This window comes from Lactiplantibacillus daowaiensis, assembly GCF_005405085.1.
Taxonomy (GTDB): Bacteria; Bacillota; Bacilli; order Lactobacillales; family Lactobacillaceae; genus Lactiplantibacillus; species Lactiplantibacillus daowaiensis.
On record NZ_BJDJ01000013.1, the window covers coordinates 40,023 to 59,306 of the forward strand.

Genomic DNA, 19,284 nt, shown 5'->3' on the forward strand with positions numbered 1-19,284 from the left:
CCCATCCACAGTCAAACAAAACTGTAGATGGGACCTTTAAGGTAGATACACTTATTTCAAACTTAAGCCGCGCTTCAAATTACCCCAGAACCCGAGTTCATCGGTTTGAAGCATTAGTCCACCGTAAATCTTACCGATGTACCACATACTACCAACGACGGTTGCCAGTAAAATCGCCAGTGAAATTAAAGCGGCTGGCATGGTAGCCGTGTTGTTGATCAACCGTAAAGGCATCAAATAAGACGAGAAGAAAGGTACGTAGGAGAAAATCTTGACGATGCCGCTGGTGGGACTGCCTTGAAAGGCCATTGCCATCACAAACGTTAATAAATTCAAGTAAATAACTGGTTGCGAGGCTTTGCCAGCATCTTCAACCCGGGTGACTAAAGCACCACAAAAGGCTGAAACGACCGTATAAAGTAAGACGGCTGCTAAAGCAAAAATCAGATTGATCGATAAGAGATTATGCAAGACCTTACCGATAACGGGCGCATTTTGTTGCCAAAGTTGTTGGGTCATTTTACTATGTTGGGCCAGTTGCACAACTAGGGAACCACCTAGTAAATAGACTAACAATTGCGTCACAATCATCAGTAAGACGCCGTAGACTTTGCCGTTAAAGTATTTACGAGGCGTCGTACTTGAGAAGATAACTTCCATGATCTTAGTCCCTTTTTCAGCTGCGATTTCTTGGGCGGTGATGGACGAATAAGTCGTTAAGATCAAGTAAACGAAGAATACCAGAATGTAAAATGAAATCGTCTTGGCCGCTTTATTAGAAGCGGTCTTTTGTTGTAACTGTTGCTTAAATTCCGGCTGTCGCGCCAACGCTTTGGTTTGTGACGTGGTTAGTTTGGCGTCTTGGACGTTCATTTGGGTTTGCACTGTGCTTAAGAAGCGCTGAATCTTCGCTTGGTCACCACTGTCGATTTCATTGGGCCCATGGAAGACGGCGCTAACTTGTTGATGGTTGACGACTTTTAAGACTAAATAACCATTGATATCACTTTTAGTTGTGGCTTGTTGGGCGGCCTTAACAGTTTTGTATTTTGTCGTGGTGGCCACGTCAGCGTCATCTAAAAAGCTTTGACGCAAGCTGTGATCTTGACTAATGACCGCAATGTCACTTTTATCTTTGCTAGGGGTGGCCACATAAGAAATTCCAAATGTTAAGCCAATAAAGAGAAATGGCATTAAAATCAACATCAAGAAACTCCAGGACTTCGTTTGGCGTAAATAGGTCTCACTCGTGACGATCCAAGTCTTATTCATGCGTGGCACCTCCAGCTTCAGTCCGGAAGATTTCATCGAGAGTCGGCGGTTGTTGACTGAACTCTTGGATGTAGTGGCCTTGCGTTACCGTGTCAAAAATTGCTGGCCCAGCGTTTGCGTCTGATAATTGTAATCGATAGTGATTGGGTCCGAGCGCTTTGACTTGGTCAACGCCTGGTAAGGCTGCTAACTGTTCGTCAGACCAGTCAGTGGTTAAGAACAACCGGGTCCGGCCAAATTGATTGCGGACGTCATCGACGGTGCCATGTAAGACAACTTCGCCATTGCGAAGCATCACTAGGGTGTCACAAATTTCTTCGACGTTACTCATATCATGACTCGAAAAAATAATGGCCGCACCGCGTTGTTTAGCGGCGACGATCGCTTGTTTTAGCAAATCCGCATTGACGGGATCTAAGCCACTAAATGGTTCATCTAAAATAATCAACTGTGGTTCATGGATCATCGTACAAATCAATTGGACCTTTTGTTGGTTCCCTTTGGATAACTTGTTGATTTTATCAGTTGGTTGACCTTTAACGGCAAACCGAGCCATCCAATCCGCAATTTTAGGCTTGGTGACTTTAGCTGGTTGATTTTTCAACCGAGCTAAATAGACGATTTGCTGCGTAATCGTGAGCTTGGACATCAGACTACGTTCTTCAGGTAAGTACCCGATTTTGTTGTAGTCATCCGCGCTTAACGCTTGACCGTTCCAGGTGATTTGACCGTCGAATTTTAGGAAGTTTAAAATGCTGTGAAAAGTGGTGGATTTACCGGCACCGTTTTGGCCGATCAAGCCCATGATTTCCCCGTCATGGACGTCAAATGAAACATCGTTTAGCGCGTGGACCGTGCCGAACGTTTTACTAATATGTGCTACCGAAAGCATGGTGTCGCCCCCAATGAATTATAGAATACTTCAATCATGGCAGAGAACTTAGGGGATTGCAATTAGTTTTCGTGAGTTTGTTCGAGTCTTAATAACCCACGTTTCATCGCTAAGCCGCCGCGGTAGCCGCCGAGCGTGCCATCTTTACGAACCACGCGATGACAGGGGACGACGATCAGTAAAGGGTTACGACCAACTGCTGAAGCGATTGCCCGCACCGCCTGGGGGCGATTTAAGGCGGTTGCTAAATCAGAATAGGTCCAAGTCTGGCCGTAAGGAATGGCTTGTAAGGCGTGCCAAACCGCTTGCTGAAAACTTGTGCCATGCGTCAGATCAAGGGCTAACGTGTCAAAGGCGTCTGAATGACCTGTTAAATAAGCCTGTACCGCTTGTTTAGCAGTGTGATTACCAGTTGAATCGATGGTCGCAGTGGCGGTTGGATAAAATTGGTGCCATTCATCGGCGTCACCATCGCGACTACCGACAAATGCTAGCCCGGCTGTGGTACTGCCAAGCCAATAAGTGTGTTGTTCGAATTGAAGCTGGGTTAAAGTGAGTTTCATCATGCGACCTCCGTGATTAAGTACGGCAAGTATAGCAGAAAGCTAGCTAAAAAAGTTTCAAAAACTTGCTTTCTAATCCGATAAAATACCCGTTTAGCCATAATGACCGGTATAATAGAGCGTGAAAAGGGGATGTCAGGATGGCAAAACTTACCGCTGCACAATGGCAAGCAATTCAACAAAATAGCCCACAAGCCGATGGTCAGTTCTTTTATGGTGTCACGAGTACGGGAATCTTTTGTCGCCCCAGTTGTCACTCGCGGTTACCGCGCCGTGACCATATTCAAAGCTTTAAAACAGCGACTGCTGCGATGGCGGCTGAGTTTCGGCCGTGCAAACGGTGTCGTCCAACTGGCTTAGCCGTAACGCCGGTTGAATGGGTCACTGAAATTGATACTATCATTGCCACGCATTATGGCGAAAAGTTGACACTAACAGAACTGGCGCAATTAGCCCATGGCGACCCCTATTATTTGCATCATGTCTATCGCCAACAAACGGGTCAAACCCCGTTGGCGGCGTTAAAGCAAGTTCGCTTACAACGTGCCCAACAACTTTTAGTCCAAGGTGAGTTGCCAATCAAGACGGTGGCTGAACGTTGCGGATTTCAAACGAGTGCTTACTTTAGTACTAGTTTTAAGCAAGCCTATGGGCAGACACCGCGGGAATATCGACAGAATTACCGTGATAGTTAGTATTAGGTTCACGGATTCTTTTAGAACGAAACACGCAAAAGAACTCAGAAAGAAATGGTACGACAATAATGAACATCGATGATTTAATCAAATAAAAACTAAAAAATCCTGAGTTTGCGGAAGCATATCGTGATGAGGGAGAACTTTTTGACACGGCGATTGCGTTATATAATGCCAGAGAAAGTGCCGGTCTAACGCAAGTATAATTAGCCGAACGCGTGAAAGTTAGCTTCGAATAGTCTAAATAATTGGTATGGTGACGTTATACAAACGAATCATACCGAATGAATTATCGTTTCAGTAGCTCTGATTAATGTCGAAAACTAATGTTTAGCTAAAAAGCGCCGCATCCAATTTTTCGGATGCGGCGCTTCGTTGTTATCAGCTGATTAATTTTAAATCTTAATACCAGCCGTTAGCTAACCAGTGTGCTTTGGCTGCGGCCCATGAGCCGTAACGAGAAGCGACGTAGCTATTAGCGACCTTTTCTTGGTTAGCGGCTGAGTAGTCGCCATTCAAGTAAGATTTACTTAATTGATATTTACCATAGTAATTACCGTTTGAAGCGGTATATGAGCCACCAGATTCCTTGCTAGCAATCCAAGCTTTCGCTGATGAATCTGAGCTAGAGGTTGAAGTCGTGGTTGTTGACGCGCTAGTTGAACTAGTCGTGTTCGTATTAGCCGTCGTTTGACTTGCAGTGCTACTTTGGCTAGTTGTATTGTTAGTTGTGGTTGCACTAGTATTAGCATTGCTTGTGGTGTTAGCGGTCGTTGAGTAGTTAGTGGTGGACGTTGAAGCAGTTGTGCTCGTCCCATTAACTGTCAACTGATCGCCAACGTAGATCAAGTTCACATTACTTAAGTTATTCGCGGTTTCAATCGCAGAAACGGTCGTGTTGTGAGTGGCAGCGATTGATGCTACCGTATCACCAGATTTAACGGTCACTGTATCAGCGTTAGCGGCAGTTGTACCGATTGCGAACAAACCAGCTGCGGCAACGGTCGATAATAGTAAACTTTTAATCTTCATATAAATTAATTCACTCCTGTATTTTGTCTTGGATAACTTACTTTTACGATAAATTGCTTGGCGCATTTGATTGCGTCAACCAAACAACAGAACCTAGTATAACGGGTGAATGTTGCAAGGCAATCAATGGGACGTTACGTTTTAACGGGGTGTTTGTAATAAAGTGGGATTATTGTAACGTATTGTAATATATGAGTGGGTTTATCAATTTAAATAATTAACATTATTAAACGCTATAATATAGAAGTAATTGACTATTGTATTAAACGCAAAATGCTAGAAAAAGCTTAAAGTCAACCGTCACGAGCATGCGTTGACAGTGAAATTTGCTATAATTCTAGGTATTCAGACGGAAATTTATGGAAAGGGCGGGATGTCATGTACTATTTTGTCAATACGAGTATCAATCCCAAAAAGTCGGGGATTGAACATGCCGAAATGAAACGATTGGCTTTATTTAATCAACAACAAGTGCCCGCTAAGATTGTGACGCGGTTCTTTTCATTGGCCTTACACCGGACGTTAAAAGCGGCTGGAATCGCTGAACATAACCAAATTAATTTATTCGATTTTATTCAACAATCCACGGATTTTAAGCCAGTGCGCTTAACGATTGCCGATTTGCATTTGTCGAGTGACTTGCAAGTCCAAGCTGAGGGCCAACATTATTTAGTTTCCAAAAATGGGCAATTATTAATGCGCGTCAATACCTTTGCCCCTGATTATCAGCAACTTAATAATGTTCAGCTTTATGACCAAAATGGCCAATTAGTTAAAACCGACTGGTACGACACCCGCGGTTTTAAAGGTTTAGAACAGTTTTATACCGCTGACGGACAGGTCGCGAGTGAACAAGTTTTTGACCCGGATGGCAACGTTGTTTATCAAACGTTCCATATGCCGAATCGGCAAAATGTGACGCAGAATTCGTTGTATCGCTTCATCAACTATCAGGGTCAAGACTGGTCGTTTGTTGGCGAACAAGCGATGACGACGTTCTTTTTAGATGAATTGAATCGCCAAACACCGAAGTCGGTTTTTGTGGTCGATCGGACGTATGAACTGGCTTATTCTGCGTTGCAGATGCGAACTAAAGCGTTTAAAGTGATGTACTTACATAGTAATCACGTTAATGATCCGAAGCAGCCCCAAACAGCAACGCTTAATTATAATTATGCTTATGCGTTAAATAACTTAGCGGCTTGGCAAGGCATCGTGGCGGCGACGCCCCAACAAGCCGCTGACTTTGAACAGCGCTTTGGGACGCAACCACCGGTCTATACGATTCCAGTTGGGGTCGTCTCAGCTGCAACGTTGGCTACACCACCAATTGCTTGGTCCGCGCGTATTCCGGGTAAGATTATCTTTGTGGCCCGGTTATCAGAAGAAAAGCAACAAGATCAAGTTATTCGGGCATTCCAACAAGTGCATGCGCAATTACCACAAACAACGTTGGACTTTTGGGGTTATGCGAATGGTGATACCGGCAAAAAGTTGCGCCGGTTAGTGCAAGACTTGCAGTTGGGTGATGTTGTGACGTTTAATGATTACACCCAAGATATTGCGACCGTTTATGATCATGCTCAGTTGGCGATGCTAACCTCACGCGCGGAAGGCTTTGCACTAGCGTTACTTGAAGGTCAATCGCATGGCGTGCCACAAATTGCGTATGATGTGAAGTATGGGCCCCAGGCGATTATTCAACCTGGCCGCGATGGTGAATTAGTGCCAGTTAATGATGTCGATGGCTTGGCGCAAGCGATGGTGAGTTTGTTAGGTGATCCTGATAAATTGCAGACTTACAGTCAAAATGCGTATGCTGATGCCAAACGTTACAGCGAAACGGCAGTTTGGGCGCAATGGCAACCGTTAATGACCGCGGCAACGGCCTTTTTTAAGGAGGGATAGGGGACATGTTTTATTTTGTCAATCAATATTTAATGGCCCTGAACTCAGGGGTTGAGCACGCGGAATTCAAGCGGTTACAACTTTTTGCCGATCAGGGCACGCCAGCGCAATTAGTGACCCGGCACTTTGATGGGCTGTTGCACCAAAATATGCGTCGGTTCAATTTGGCTGATACACAAGTCGTTAATTTGTTTGACTTTTTCCGGGATTCAGAAACAATTCCCAGTCGCGTGTTGAAGATAGAAGATTTGAATTGGCCGGCGGATTATAGTATTAAGCCGAATCCCAATGTCAGTGAAGTTTATGATGGCGACCGCTTAGTGGCAAAAGTTCATTTTGTCCCTAGTACCGTTGGACATGTTTATTTCGTTGAAATCTTTGATACGTTTGGTAACTTGGTTCAACGGACCGATTACGATGAACGGGGGTTTAAAGCGCGTGATGAATTCTTTTCACCAGCCCAAGAACCGATTAGCGATATTTTTTATCATTTGGATGGCCGGCGATTAGCGGAACAATATTATACGCATAACGCTAACGGTGCCAATGTGGTGACGCTCTGTAAGCTGATCAATTATCAAGGACAAGATTATTACTTCAATAGTGAGAACGATTGGTTCTGCTTCTTTTTAGATGCGTTGAATCAAGCTAATGGTGACAACAATACGTTTATCGCTGATCGGCCGTTAGCGACACAATGGCCCGTCATTAATATGAAGACCGCCGCTAAAAAATACTTGTGGTTACCGACGCCGCATGCTGTTGATCCGGCTGACCAAGTTTATTCGAATTTGAATAATGCGTATGTCTATGGGATTCACGAACATTTGACGCAATTAGATGGGCTGATTACGAGCACCGCCCAACAGCAACAAGAGTTGAGTCAGTGGTTAGGTGGGCAGTCGCCACGGCCGATTTATCATATTTCCGCTGCGGTCGTTGCTACGAAACAGGCCCAGCGGCCCCAAATTCGCCTACGAGACCGCCAAGCCCATCAAATTATTTATACTGGTCGATTGGACCAAGGCCGTCAAGTTGATCAGTTGATTACGGCGTTTCAACAAGTGAGTCAACAAGTACCCGACGCCACCTTAAAAATTTATGGTTATGGTGGGGCCCTCGATGCTCTCAAAGCGCAAGTAAAGCAATTAGGTTTGACCAAACAAGTGACATTTGCCGGTTATCAACCTGATTTGACCACGGTTTATGATCAAGCGGGCGCTTATGTGTACACGGGTGTAAGTGATGCCCAACCATTATCGTTGATTGAAGCGCTCAGCCATGGGGTGCCGGCGATTGCAACGGACATCAATTACGGTCCTAGTGAGGCGATTAAGTCGGGGACCAATGGTTACTTGGTTAAACCAGGTGCCATTGATCAGCTGGTTAACGCTTTAGTTAAAACTATCAGCAATCCGCGACGCCAACAAAAATTGAGTGATGGTGCCTATCGCTTGAGTACTAAATATAGTGAAGCAAATGTTTGGCAACAGTGGCAAGCTTTAATACAAGCCCATTAAGCTATCGCATTAATTAACACCTGTTTGATCGCGGCAACGTGATGAAGCAGGTGTTTTCTTTAACGTGAATGTTATATAAATTTATTTTTAATGACTAACTTTTACAATCGGGTTACAGCTCCTTTAACAACTGACGTCAATCGATATTTACCGATAATTTTATATTAGTATATTTATATCAAAAGCAATTCATAGTATTAAATGTTCGCTAACAAACATAGAATTAGGTGACTAAATTTGAAGTTCTCTCGCACGATAATCAAAGTTTTAGCGTTGGGGGCGCTAGGGGTGACAACGGCAGTTACTGTACCGACGGTGGCATCGGCAAGTTCTTATTCGGCGGCGCGTAGTCAAAGTGTCAAGTTAATTTGGCGCAAATCGATGGGCAAGCATACATATTACACGTTTAGTGGGGCGCGGTATTCGCATCATTTGGGCTACCGCTGGAATTACATGAAGCGCAATCCGAATACAACCTGGTACACCGACATGCATGAAAAGGTCCAAGTTAAAAGTACGGGGAAATACCGCATTTATTATCATGTGGTTTCAGGTAATGGCAAGCATGGCGGTTGGATCTGGCGCGGCTATTTAAAATCCGGTCATAATCCTTATTCGACTACGAGTGAAAATACGGCTAAAGCGTATATCGCCTTAAAAGAATCCGGCAATTCATATACAGCTGTCAATGGGCTTTATTACGGTAAGTATCAATTGACTAAGTCCTATCTCGGCGGCGACTTATCAGCGGCCAACCAAGAGTATGTCGCGAATATGTACGTGGCATCGCGGTATGGGACGTGGGTGAAGGCTAAGGCGTTTTGGGTCGGACATGGCTATTTTTAAGAGTGTGAGCGAAGACGGGTTGCTAATGAGCTTAGCGTAGCAAGCGGAGCTGGCAGTCTGAGTGAACACGTTTCGGCTCGGCAGCCAGGTAAACGCGTGTTTAGTTAACGAGCCGAGACGTGTTCAGGCGGGCAGCTTCTTCCGCTTAGCTACACTAGGTGACCATGGTGAAAGACCACACCATAATCTCCTAGCTAGGCTAATGCTCAGAAGCTATCACCCGCCTGAACACTATAAAAAATTGGCTAATGTCCGCGTCAAAACATTAGCCAAAATAAAAAGCAACAAGATAACTCTCTCACGAAAACGGCGACGCCAATTGGCATCGCCGTTTTCACTTAGCTTAATTTTTGAAGTTCAGTTGTAATAATCGTTTGGACGGCTTGCAGTGTCGGTTCAGTACCAGTTTTAGTTAATAAATAAAACTGGCGATGATAATTAGCGCTTAACGTTTCAGTAGGTACGGTATGGCTTAAAACATGCCGCGAAATAATCGATTGGCCGATGCCTTGGTCAAGTAAGTCAGCGATGATTTGATTGCTATGAATGACCATGGTTTGTGCCGGCTTGATATTGCGTGCTTTCAAATAGGCCTCGGTATAATGACGAACACCCGAATTGGGTTCGCGAATAAGCCATAGGGGACTCGTAAAATCCCCCGCATGGACTAATTCGTCTTGACCAAAAGCCACCCGGTTGATTTGATCAGTCACGATTGGCTTTTCAACGAGACCAAAATCCAGCTTATGTTGGGTCATTTGGGTGAGGATACTGGTTGAATTGGCTAACGTAATTTGAAATTGATACTGATCGCTATACGCCGCTAACTGTGTTAAAAGCGTTGGCAAGACTACACTCGCAGTTGTATGGGACGCACCTAAGCGGCAAATGGGCCGACTAGTTATTTGGTCTGTTTGCATCGCTAGTTTGGTTGCATCCCATTGTTCCAATAGCTTTTGGGCGTGACGATAGAGTTTCGTGCCACTACTAGTGGGCAAGATTTCTTGACGACCATTACGGGTGAACAACGTCGTATTAAGCTCGTTTTCCAGTTGCTTGATTTGTGTGGAGACGGTTGGTTGAGAAATGAATAGCTGTTCCGCCGCTTGCGAGAAGTTGCGCGTTTCATACACCGTTTTAAAGGTCTGTAAATGTTTAAGCATGCTGTCAATTCTTTCTATTAATATTCTAAATAGTTACTATTCTAAAGATTTATTTCTCAAATGTAAATCTGCCCGGTATACTTAGTCCTATCGAAGGCAGAGGAGTGAAATGTGAATGAAGACGATGCAGCGAAATTTATCTGGTTTGATTGCCAGTATTGTCATTGCCATTATTAGTCAGTTAGTTGCGTTGGTGATTCCAACGTTAGGGGCGGCAACGATTGCCATTTTAATTGGGATTGTCGCTGGTAATACATTTTTAAAACAACCAGGCTTAGCGTACGGGACTAAGTTTGCGGAAAGTAAGTTATTGGAATACTCAGTGATGTTACTAGGGGCGACAATGACGATTCAAACGATTGGCAAGATCGGCGTTTGGGGGATTGGCTTTATTTTGATCCAAATGTCGATCACGATCGTTGGCGCCTTATGGTTGGGCAAAAAGTTAGGCTTTGGTGAATCTAAACGATTATTGATGGCTGGCGGGAATGCAGTCTGTGGCTCATCTGCGATTGCGTCGATTGCGCCAGTAATTGAAGCTGACGAAGATGATAAAGGCATGATTATCACGTTAGTCAATCTAATGGGGACCGTGTTGATGCTGACTTTACCATGGCTTGGTATTGGCTTGTTTGGTGGCAACACGATTTTAAAAGGTGCTTTAATCGGGGGAACCTTACAGTCGGTTGGTCAAGTGGTGGCCGCGGCTAGTATGGTCAATCAAGCAACCGTACAATATGCAACGATTTTTAAAATTATGCGAATTATGATGTTAGTGGTCGTGGTCTTAATTTTTGGTCGCTTGCACAAGCGTCATTTGCAAGCCGAACTGGCTGAAGAAGCCCAAATTAGTGGTAACGGTAATGGGCATTGGTTGCCATGGTATGTCGCGGGCTTTTTGATTCTATGTGCCATTAACAGCTTGGTTAGTTTACCAACTTTTGTGAGCACAACGGCGCATACGATTAGTAGTTGGTTTGAAATCATTGCCTTGGCTGCGATTGGCTTACGACTAAACTTAGCAGGGTTCTTAAAGGCCGGAAAAAAGCTTGCCCTGTATGGGTTAGGGGTTGGGACGATCCAAGTCGTCAGTGCGTTGATTTTAATTACTTTATTGCTTAAGGGTTAGTTAGTTAAACATCACTAAAAGTTAATTGAAGCACTTAACTAGTTGCGCTAAAATCAGGCCGTCAGACATCGTCTGGCGGCCTGATTGAGTTAAAAGTTCGTGCGAAAAGTGACAAGCATCGCTGTGAAAACGGTTCAAAAACGACTTTCAAACTTCACCGGGTTATACATGGAAAATGGGGGGACTGATTCGCTAAGGTGAACGAAATTCAAGCGGGACGGGCGTTTTAATAATTACCAATTCTTAAATTTTTTGAGCTTTAAAGGTTTACACTCTCGGAAATATGCTATATACTGAAAGCACGTTGAGGTTATATCGTCAAACGAAATAGTCTGGCGTTAGTGTCACACATATATTTTATGGAGGGGTTTAGATTATGCAATCTACTTTAGCTAAATCAGTATTTGTTGGATTAGCCGCATTATCATTTGCTTCAGTTGCTCAATTGAACGCAAACGCTGCTACTAAGTCAGCAACTACTAAATCAAACGTTACGTTAACTACAGACGCAACAACTCGTAACGTCGTTCCTACTGGCTCAAATGCCATTTATTCTTATCCTAAGACTGTTAAGAAGTCTGCTCGCACTGTTGCTTCAAAGGCAACTGTTGCTAAGTTAGCTTCTTCAAAGAGCTCAAAGGATTACTTCCGTGCTTACCGTGTATTAACTACTAGCAAAGGCTCAGTATATTACAAGGTTGTTTCATTTGATGGTTCCGTTCGCGGTTACATCTACGGTGGTAAGAGTGCTACTGCATTTGCTGGTGGTTTGAAGTCTGCTTCAACTACTACTGCATCAACTTTAACTGATGCTGAAAAGAACACTAACTATTACTTCGCTAAGCCAGGTACTACTAATGTAACGTGGAATGCTCCACAATACACTCAATACCAAGCTAAGAAGATGGTTAAGTCAACTGCTGATTTTGGCGGCGACGCTTTGAAGATCACTGCAGCACAAACTAAGACTCGTGAAGGCTCACGTTATGTTTATGTTGAAGATGCTACTCATCCTTCATTAAGTGGTTGGATTTATGCTAAGGCATTGTCAACTACTAAGGCTGTTACTTACAATAACAAGACTGACGTTAATGTTAACTACATCGACGCTGCTACTGGTAAGACAGTTAAGTTTGGTTTCGTAACTGTTGACTCAGCATCAACTGCTACAGCTACTCCTGTAACTGTTAACGATGCTTTGTATACTGCTATTAATGGTGGTGTACCAACTGGTTACTCATACAGCTCAAAAGACAACAACAATGCTTTGTCATCAGTTAAAACTGGCGACACTGTAACTGCTTATGTATATGCTACTACTACTTCTAAGTTAGCATTCTACGCAGCTCCAGAAAGCTCATCATCAATCGAAGCTGGTGCTACTGTACCTGGTACTTCAGTAACTTATACTAAGTTAACTGCTGCTAACACCACTTTCCCTAAGCTTGATAGCAAATTGTATGACTTCTTGACTGGTCGTAAGACTGAACAATTACAAGGTTCAGCTGTTCAAACTTTTGCTGAAACAAACCTTAAGACTTTGACTGGTAACCAAGTTGTTTACAAGAACGGTGTTAAGGGTTACAACGTTTACACTCTTGATACTTCAAAGGCCTTTGGTAACGTAGCATTTGGTACTACTTATAACGTACCTTACACTACTACTTGGACTAAGGGTGACTTACCAACATCTGCTGCTGCTGGTAACACTGACTACCTTGCAGACTAATTCTGTAAAATAGTTTAAAAGTGTCGAACTTCGGTTCGGCGCTTTTTTTATGTCAATATTTAATTTAATATAGTTACTATACCGAGTAAAAGTTACTGAATTCCGCTCAAGTTGTGATCATGTCAGTTGATTTTTATGAAAATAACTTGAACTTACTTTCATAATCGTTCACATTTACGTCATAAAATAACCGGCCCTAACCGTGAATCCTGCGTGGATTCAATGGTTAGGGCCGGTTTAAGTTTTCATAAAGCTAAACTATTTTGTTGTCGTCATCGTCACGGTATGCCAATCTTTAGGCAATGTGAACGTATAATGGCGTTTCGCTAACTTGCCATCTGGTTGACCAAGACTAAAGAAGACTTTCGCCCAATGACCTCGATACCGCCAACGCGTGGTGGTTGTTTTAACGGTGGCGGTGGTGCCGGTTTTTAAACTGGCAGTGGTGGTTAAGGTCGCCGACGTGTGTTGCACGGTTTTAGGTTGCAATGTGGTGCGATAAACAGCGACTTTTTCTGTACCGGTCCCGAGCTTTTTAACACCTAGTGCCGCGGCCTTACTTTTTAATGGTAATAAGGTTTCAGTTTTGGTCGTGGTGACTTGATGTAAGCCCCAGTGGTAATTGTCATTTAAAACAATGGCAATTAAGCACCCAGCAATGACGATAAAACTAATGGCATTGCCAATACTGCGTTTCGGACCAGTGGGTACAAAAATCATTAGCCAAGAAAAGATGAAGACAAAGACGATCAATAAAATTAAAATCATTTGTCGGCCTCCTGTTCAACCCGCACCGAATGGTGGGCTTTTAAGAAGAAGGTCAAGACAAAACCAAAGGCACAAAAGATTAACGAAACGATAAAGGCCATATGGTACCCGGTTAAAGTGGCGCTCGTCGCCGCTTCCTTATATTGGAGTGGTGATTTAGCTAACAAACTGTGACCAGGCATTTGCCATTTCGCAACACTAGAGTAGACACTGATCAAGACGGCAGTGCCCATTGAGGCGGCCACTTGGCGCAACGTATTGTTAGCGGCAGTCCCATGTGAGATTAGACTAAATGGTAATGAGTTGATCCCAGTTGTGGTGACTGGCATGGTGACCATTGTTAACCCAAACATCCGAATGGCATAAACCACGATGATCCAAAGAATTGGCGTCGTGGCACTAATGGATAGGAAGAAGGCGGTCCCCATTGTCAATAAGAGCATCCCCGTCATGGCTAATCGCCGGGCACCGATATGGTCGAAGATGCGACCGGTAATGGGGCTCATGATCCCCATCATGATGGCCCCAGGCAATAAAATTAATCCTGAATCCATCGCTGAACGTCCGAGTACCGTTTGAATGTACATTGGTAAGATCATTTCAACCCCCATCATCGCCATATAGGCGAGGGCGGTTAAAATCGAAGATAAGGTGAACGCCGGAATCGCAAAGACCCGGAGTTCCAATAATGGCTTGTCCATGTGTAATTGGCGCCAAACAAATAGCGCAATAAAAATCAGACCAATGACTAAGGTTGCTAAGACGACTGGATCGCCCCAACCAGCTTCCCCAACTGAAGAGAAACCGTAAAGCATACTCCCAAAGCCAATCGTTGAGATCAAGACTGACCACCAATCAATTGGTTGTTTAGAAGTTGGCAAGACTTTCCGCAAGGTGAACAACGAGACGATAATCACCAGCCAGTTGATCGGCATGATGAACAAGAAGAGCGCTCGCCAGTTGTAATTATCGATGATCCAACCAGATAAAGTTGGGCCAATCGCTGGCGCTAACCCAATCACGATGCCGGCAGTCCCCATGGCAGCGCCCCGTTTTTCTGGTGGGTATACCGAAGACATGATCGTTTGAAAGACTGGGGCGGAAATCCCGACCCCCATCGCTTGAATCATTCGCGCCACTAGCAACATTGGGAAGCTAACGGAGAGATAGGATAAAATCGTCCCAATCCCAAAAATCACCATCGCTGCCAAATATAAAATCTTGGAGTTGATACGGGTCAGCATCCAGGCACTAATCGGGATCATGATTCCCATAATCAGCATAAAGCCAGTCGTTAACCATTGAACGGCAGTTGCAGAAATATGGAAGTAAGTCATCAAAGTTGGAAAGGCCGTCGTCAACAACGTTTGGGTAATGAACGTACTAAACGTTCCGACGAGTAAGGTGAGGACTAACCAAGAACGATGATACGGCTTGCCGTCAGCATCGCGCGGCAACGCCGAATTATTAGTCGGCATAATTGATATCCGTCCTTTCAATATTAAGTTTTTTATAATGCACGCAACTTATTAGTATACCACTATGCGCATGGTCGGCCCATTATTTGGACCGGGATTAGCGGTGGTAGCCTGTGTTAAAATAAATAAGTAAACTAATATTGGGGGCAGTTTCAATGACTAAAATATTAACTTTCGATTGTTACGGGACCTTGATCAATACCGATCCATTGTATCAATGGCTTGAAAATCTGGCGCAAGCGGTGAATTTAGACCCAACGGCAGTGCGAGCCGCTTACAGTGAATATGAGGATGATCCAGTCAGTGTGTCACCGTATTTAGATTATGCGATGTTGATTCGTGAAAATCTGAAACATTTAGATGGGATGTTCGACCAAGACCACTGGTTTGAACGGCATTATGTTGAATGCCTGAATGTGCATGACCACTTATTGCCATTTCCAGAAGTCGTGTCGACGTTACAAGCTTGGCACCAACAAGGCATTCAACTGGTGATTATGTCCAATTCCTCTTGGGACTTGATGCCTGCTAATTTGGCAGCCTTAAAAGTACCGTTTGATGGCGTGTTGACGGCTGAAGATGTCCACGCGTATAAACCAGACTTAACATTCTTTCAGGCTGCTGAACAACGCTTTGGCTTAACCGCGACGAATCATTGGCATATTGCGCGTGGTTATGGCAGCGACGTGGTCCCGGCAGCTCAACTCGGTTGGCCAATGATCTGGGTCAATCGCAACAGTGTGACCCCGAATGGTACAGCACAACCGACCCATATGGTTGCAGACTTGACGGCGACCAAGGCGCTAATCGGATAGTGGGGTTAGCTGTCAATCGGGTGGCCGACCAGTTAAAGCGTTGGTTGATCGTCCGGGTGGAATCACCGTTCTAATCTCAATTATGAATTGCAGCTTTGGTAATTGAGAAAGGAAATTATGTTGAAAACAAAGTCTTTGAATCGTAACACAGTGTTATTAATGGCGATTTCAGCAGCCATTGTGGTTGCGAATATTAATTATATCCAACCGATTGAGGCTGAAATCGCGCAGCAGTTTAACTTAGCCAACGCGGTGGTTGGGGCAGTTGCGATGTTAACGCAACTCGGTTATGCGTTTGGGTTATTGTTGATCGTGCCAATGGGCGATATGATGAATCGTCGGCAGTTGATCATGCGGTTGTTGGTCTTAGCCGTTATCTCAGCATTACTAGCTTATGTGGCACCAAACATTTGGATCTATGCCATCGCCAGTCTCTTGATTGGGGTGACGTCCGTTGCGCCCCAAGTGATTATTCCGTATGCCGGTTTTCTAGCACCATCGGGACAACGGGGGCGCGTACTCGGCAATGTCTTGAGTGGCTTATTAGTCGGGGTGTTATTGTCACGAACCGTCAGTGGGGTTTTAGCGAGCTATTTACCTTGGCAAACGGTGTACTTGATTGCGGCGGTGATGATTGCCGGTTTGTGGGTTGTCTTATATCGCAAGTTGCCGCGGGACCCACGACCAACTCCAACGGTTACTTATCGCGACATGATTAAAACTGTTCCGCAGCTCGTTAAACAGTATCCAGTTTTGCGGGCTTCAGCGGTCAATGGGTTTGTCCTATTTGGCGTGTCGAATATCTTTTGGGCGACGTTAGTCTTTTATTTGCAACATCAATACGGCTGGGGCAGTCGCGAAGCTGGGTTACTCGCTTTGTTAGGCGTAACAGGGGTATTAGCGGCGCCACTGATTGGCCGGTTAGCCGATTATTTCAAGCCGCGCACGATTATCGGGCTGGGCTTAGTATTGTCGACACTCGCCTATGTGATCTTTGGGTTGTGGGCTGCCCATATTTGGGGCTTGATCTTAGGTATCATTGTGTTGGATCTTGGCACCCAGTTTGGGCAAGTCGCTAATCAGACCCAAATTCAAAGTATCGACCCTAAAGCCAGCAGTCGCTTTAACTCAGTCTTTATGTTTGGCTACTTTTTAGGTGGTGCTCTGGGGTCATTTTTCGGTAACTTATTGTGGGGCATGGCTGGCTGGTCAGGGGTTTGTGGCCTCGCCATCGTGGTCTTAGTCGGGGGTTTTTATGCGCATTTTGTTCATTATCCGCATGTACTCAAAAAACAAGTCACCCAGTTAAGGTAATGCCCCAACGAGCAGGTAATTCTAAAGCGGAATTACCTGCTTTTTTAGCGCTGACATGCTAAGCTAAAAGCACATTGGGGAGGCGTTGAGATGGATGCTAAAGTTATTGAAGTTGATGGGGCCCTCGGTTTGGTGTTACCACCAGCCGTCGTCGAAGCTTTAGAACTGCAGGTCGGTCAGTTGATTCAAGTGACAAGCGATACGACCAATACGTTGAAATTGCAAGATCATGATATCTCACCAGAATTTATGCGTGGCGTTGAAGCCGCCGTCGAACAATATCACGATGCCTTAACGTTGTTACAGATGCACGGCGATTGAGCGCAAGTAAAAAGTCGTTGACCAATTTAAGGTCAACGACTTTTTTAGTGCAGGTTAACTAAAGCAAAGACTAATGGAATTGTCGCCACACTTAGGATCGTCGAGATACTCATCAGTGCGACAGCCGGGCCAGGCTCGCCGTGGACTTTTAGCGTGAATAAGACGACGATGCCAGCGACCGGACAAGCGGCCATTAAGACGGTCGTGTATAACGGAATCCCAGTGATGCCCATGAGTTGTAACACGACGATGGCTAAGTAAGGAAATAATAGGTTCCGCAATAATATGACCCACCAGAGTCGTTTATCGAGCGTGTTACGATTCAACTTCACATCGGCCAAGCTATTCCCGATGACGATCATCGACAGCGGGGTATTGATCGAGCTGACATAAGTGACGGCGCGATTGGCAATAGTCGGGAGGTGTACCGACGTGATAAACAGCAGCAAACCAACAATAATTGCAATGATGTTTGGATTTAAAATGATTTGCTTGAGATTATCCTGGCGGCTACCCTGATTACCCGTAAATAACGTGATGCCATGGGTCCAACTAAAAATGTTGAAGGCCGCTAATGAAGCGACCGCAAAGAAAACACCAGTTGAGCCGAACAAGGAGCTAGTTAAGGGAATCCCCATAAAACCAGCGTTTGAATAAACCGAACCGTAGCGCATGATGCGACGTAAGTTCGGATCTTTGACACGTTTAAAAGCGAGCTGGGTAATCACGATCATGAGGAGATAGATTACGATGATCCCCAAGATGACCCGGCCGAGCATTTGCAGGCGATCGGTTGAAAAGGTCTGTTCGAAGGCTTTAATAATTAAGCACGGCGAGACCACGTAGAGTAAGATATTCGTCAGATCAGTTGACGTTTGGGCGTGCATGAAGCCGAGCTTGTTAATCATTAAGCCGACTAGCATCAAGATAAACATCAAGATGATTTGACTAGTGAGTTGCGTTAAATTCATCACAGTCAGTCCAATAATTTAGAGTTACGTTTATTATCAAGGCTAGTGTAGCAGCGTGTCAACGTTTATTGATAATGTAACCGTTTTAGTGACGAAACGAAAGGCTAAGCCACGTGATGGGTCGCTTTAGGGACATCAACATGGTGTTTTAAGCTTGGAAAAACATGCGTGTCGGACCAACCCATAATGGCACCTTGTGCCAGTAGGGCAAATAAGGTACCGATGCCAATCGCACGCAGTTGGCCGGTAACTAGCCAAGCCACGACCGTAATCGTTAGCGGTGGTAAATAGCTGGTCCATTGCGCGATAATCGCGGACCCGTGCAAGAAGCGGAACCGTAGAATATACGATAGGTCATCATTGGGATGTTGGATCAAGTTGCATCGTTGATAGATTGAGACAGCCGCGGCCACTGATAATAAGCCAAGTAAATTAACGATTAGGCGGGCAACGAACGGTAAGTTAGCAATCCCGACCCATTGCCAGAAGTAACCGATGAATTCAACCAAGTAACTAAACGGTAGAATATATAATAAGTTCGAAATAAAGCGGCGTTTGTCAAAATGACCGAGCATCAGTTGGTTTAACACGGTGACGACGATGCCATATAGTAACAGCGTCGTGCCTAACGGTATGTGAATCCAGTTTGCTAAGTTAACACTCGAACCCGTCCAAACAGCACTACCGAGATTGGTCGCAATCGTCAAGGCGTTACCAGCGGAATTTAATAGGATTGAGAACACTAGGAACCAAAAGCGTTGGCGAAAGTCTACCAGGTGAGTCACAACAATCTTCCTCTCGTAAAAAAACATCAATAAGATTACTATAGGCGTAGGCGGTAAGGGTCGTCAATGACGAAACTTATGAA

Annotated in this window: 18 protein-coding genes; 9 read left to right on the plus strand and 9 right to left on the minus strand. The window is 44.6% G+C overall.

Translation table 11 applies throughout. The annotated features are described in order from the left end of the window. Window positions 1-51: 51 nt before the first annotated feature. The 3 genes from FFM75_RS09080 to FFM75_RS09090 all read right to left on the minus strand — a co-directional run bounded on the left by FFM75_RS09080 (window position 52) and on the right by FFM75_RS09090 (window position 2,727). On the minus strand, window positions 52-1,272 hold the full coding sequence (locus tag FFM75_RS09080; RefSeq protein WP_137628852.1) for an ABC transporter permease: 1,221 nt from the start codon (window positions 1,270-1,272) through the stop codon (window positions 52-54). Next, complete coding sequence (locus FFM75_RS09085; protein WP_137628853.1) at window positions 1,265-2,164, minus strand: ABC transporter ATP-binding protein; 900 nt, start codon at window positions 2,162-2,164, stop codon at window positions 1,265-1,267. The genes FFM75_RS09080 and FFM75_RS09085 overlap by 8 nt, the downstream gene beginning before the upstream one ends. Before the next feature lie 62 nt (window positions 2,165-2,226). Further along, window positions 2,227-2,727: a methylated-DNA--[protein]-cysteine S-methyltransferase gene (locus FFM75_RS09090; protein ID WP_137628854.1), complete on the minus strand. Its 501-nt coding sequence runs from the start codon at window positions 2,725-2,727 to the stop codon at window positions 2,227-2,229. A 140-nt stretch (window positions 2,728-2,867) separates the two neighbouring features. Between FFM75_RS09090 and FFM75_RS09095 the strand changes: the two genes are divergently transcribed. After that, complete coding sequence (locus FFM75_RS09095) at window positions 2,868-3,422, plus strand: bifunctional transcriptional activator/DNA repair enzyme AdaA (protein ID WP_137628855.1); 555 nt, start codon at window positions 2,868-2,870, stop codon at window positions 3,420-3,422. Between the two features lie 402 nt (window positions 3,423-3,824). Here FFM75_RS09095 and apf read toward each other — a convergent pair whose 3' ends face one another. Then, window positions 3,825-4,454 carry an aggregation-promoting factor gene (apf, locus tag FFM75_RS09100; protein ID WP_137628856.1) on the minus strand — a complete coding sequence of 210 codons (630 nt, stop codon included), beginning with the start codon at window positions 4,452-4,454 and terminating at the stop codon, window positions 3,825-3,827. A gap of 324 nt (window positions 4,455-4,778) precedes the next feature. On the opposite strand from apf, the gene asp1 (FFM75_RS09105) reads away from it, so the two are divergent. The 3 genes from asp1 (FFM75_RS09105) (at window position 4,779) to FFM75_RS09115 (ending at window position 8,728) form a co-directional block, all read left to right on the plus strand. Next, window positions 4,779-6,362 carry an accessory Sec system glycosyltransferase Asp1 gene (asp1, locus tag FFM75_RS09105; RefSeq protein ID WP_223876649.1) on the plus strand — a complete coding sequence of 528 codons (1,584 nt, stop codon included), beginning with the start codon at window positions 4,779-4,781 and terminating at the stop codon, window positions 6,360-6,362. Window positions 6,363-6,367: 5 nt separating this feature from the next. Then, window positions 6,368-7,882, plus strand: a complete 1,515-nt coding sequence (asp1, locus tag FFM75_RS09110; RefSeq protein ID WP_137628858.1) for an accessory Sec system glycosyltransferase Asp1 — start codon at window positions 6,368-6,370, stop codon at window positions 7,880-7,882. Window positions 7,883-8,170: 288 nt separating this feature from the next. Continuing rightward, window positions 8,171-8,728 carry an aggregation-promoting factor C-terminal-like domain-containing protein gene (locus tag FFM75_RS09115; protein WP_137628859.1) on the plus strand — a complete coding sequence of 186 codons (558 nt, stop codon included), beginning with the start codon at window positions 8,171-8,173 and terminating at the stop codon, window positions 8,726-8,728. A gap of 338 nt (window positions 8,729-9,066) precedes the next feature. Here the strand turns inward: FFM75_RS09115 and FFM75_RS09120 are convergent, their stop codons facing one another. Further along, window positions 9,067-9,891, minus strand: a complete 825-nt coding sequence (locus FFM75_RS09120; RefSeq protein ID WP_137628860.1) for a LysR family transcriptional regulator — start codon at window positions 9,889-9,891, stop codon at window positions 9,067-9,069. Between the two features lie 124 nt (window positions 9,892-10,015). Here FFM75_RS09120 and FFM75_RS09125 point away from each other — a divergent pair, with 124 nt between their 5' ends. Next, on the plus strand, window positions 10,016-11,020 hold the full coding sequence (locus FFM75_RS09125) for a YeiH family protein (RefSeq protein ID WP_379831702.1): 1,005 nt from the start codon (window positions 10,016-10,018) through the stop codon (window positions 11,018-11,020). 376 nt (window positions 11,021-11,396) lie between these two features. After that, window positions 11,397-12,749, plus strand: coding sequence for a hypothetical protein (locus FFM75_RS09130; RefSeq protein WP_137628862.1), 1,353 nt, complete (start codon window positions 11,397-11,399; stop codon window positions 12,747-12,749). Between the two features lie 258 nt (window positions 12,750-13,007). Here FFM75_RS09130 and FFM75_RS09135 read toward each other — a convergent pair whose 3' ends face one another. Both FFM75_RS09135 and FFM75_RS09140 read right to left on the minus strand, forming a co-directional pair. Continuing rightward, entirely contained in the window at window positions 13,008-13,517 is a 510-nt protein-coding gene (locus FFM75_RS09135; RefSeq protein WP_137628863.1) for a DUF4811 domain-containing protein, read from the minus strand. Further along, on the minus strand, window positions 13,514-14,995 hold the full coding sequence (locus tag FFM75_RS09140; protein ID WP_137628864.1) for an MDR family MFS transporter: 1,482 nt from the start codon (window positions 14,993-14,995) through the stop codon (window positions 13,514-13,516). Before FFM75_RS09140 ends, FFM75_RS09135 begins: the two co-directional genes overlap by 4 nt. A 155-nt stretch (window positions 14,996-15,150) precedes the next feature. On the opposite strand from FFM75_RS09140, the gene FFM75_RS09145 reads away from it, so the two are divergent. From FFM75_RS09145 to FFM75_RS09155, 3 genes are all read left to right on the plus strand, one after another. After that, window positions 15,151-15,810: an HAD family hydrolase gene (locus FFM75_RS09145; RefSeq protein WP_137628865.1), complete on the plus strand. Its 660-nt coding sequence runs from the start codon at window positions 15,151-15,153 to the stop codon at window positions 15,808-15,810. A 120-nt stretch (window positions 15,811-15,930) separates the two neighbouring features. Next, window positions 15,931-17,124, plus strand: coding sequence for an MFS transporter (locus FFM75_RS09150; protein WP_137628908.1), 1,194 nt, complete (start codon window positions 15,931-15,933; stop codon window positions 17,122-17,124). A 90-nt stretch (window positions 17,125-17,214) separates the two neighbouring features. Continuing rightward, a complete protein-coding gene (locus tag FFM75_RS09155; RefSeq protein ID WP_137628866.1) occupies window positions 17,215-17,445 on the plus strand; it encodes a hypothetical protein in 231 nt (76 codons plus the stop codon). Window positions 17,446-17,489: 44 nt separating this feature from the next. On the opposite strand, the gene FFM75_RS09160 is transcribed toward FFM75_RS09155, so the two are convergent. Then, window positions 17,490-18,416 (minus strand): AEC family transporter, encoded by a 927-nt coding sequence (locus FFM75_RS09160; protein ID WP_137628867.1) that lies wholly within the window; start codon window positions 18,414-18,416, stop codon window positions 17,490-17,492. Between the two features lie 104 nt (window positions 18,417-18,520). Beyond that, window positions 18,521-19,201, minus strand: coding sequence for a YczE/YyaS/YitT family protein (locus tag FFM75_RS09165; RefSeq protein WP_137628868.1), 681 nt, complete (start codon window positions 19,199-19,201; stop codon window positions 18,521-18,523). Between the last annotated feature and the right edge of the window lie 83 nt (window positions 19,202-19,284).

Bases quoted from the DNA above. Each gene is read 5' to 3' on its own strand.
- FFM75_RS09080 (WP_137628852.1), bottom strand. From the start codon at position 1,272: ATGAATAAGACTTGGATCGTCACGAGTGAGACCTATTTACGCCAAACG.
- FFM75_RS09085 (WP_137628853.1), bottom strand. From the start codon at position 2,164: ATGCTTTCGGTAGCACATATTAGTAAAACGTTCGGCACGGTCCACGCG.
- FFM75_RS09090 (WP_137628854.1), bottom strand. From the start codon at position 2,727: ATGAAACTCACTTTAACCCAGCTTCAATTCGAACAACACACTTATTGG.
- FFM75_RS09095 (WP_137628855.1), top strand. From the start codon at position 2,868: ATGGCAAAACTTACCGCTGCACAATGGCAAGCAATTCAACAAAATAGC.
- apf (WP_137628856.1), bottom strand. From the start codon at position 4,454: ATGAAGATTAAAAGTTTACTATTATCGACCGTTGCCGCAGCTGGTTTG.
- asp1 (WP_137628858.1), top strand. From the start codon at position 6,368: ATGTTTTATTTTGTCAATCAATATTTAATGGCCCTGAACTCAGGGGTT.
- FFM75_RS09120 (WP_137628860.1), bottom strand. From the start codon at position 9,891: ATGCTTAAACATTTACAGACCTTTAAAACGGTGTATGAAACGCGCAAC.
- FFM75_RS09125 (WP_379831702.1), top strand. From the start codon at position 10,016: ATGCAGCGAAATTTATCTGGTTTGATTGCCAGTATTGTCATTGCCATT.
- FFM75_RS09130 (WP_137628862.1), top strand. From the start codon at position 11,397: ATGCAATCTACTTTAGCTAAATCAGTATTTGTTGGATTAGCCGCATTA.
- FFM75_RS09135 (WP_137628863.1), bottom strand. From the start codon at position 13,517: ATGATTTTAATTTTATTGATCGTCTTTGTCTTCATCTTTTCTTGGCTA.
- FFM75_RS09140 (WP_137628864.1), bottom strand. From the start codon at position 14,995: ATGCCGACTAATAATTCGGCGTTGCCGCGCGATGCTGACGGCAAGCCG.
- FFM75_RS09145 (WP_137628865.1), top strand. From the start codon at position 15,151: ATGACTAAAATATTAACTTTCGATTGTTACGGGACCTTGATCAATACC.
- FFM75_RS09155 (WP_137628866.1), top strand. From the start codon at position 17,215: ATGGATGCTAAAGTTATTGAAGTTGATGGGGCCCTCGGTTTGGTGTTA.
- FFM75_RS09160 (WP_137628867.1), bottom strand. From the start codon at position 18,416: ATGAATTTAACGCAACTCACTAGTCAAATCATCTTGATGTTTATCTTG.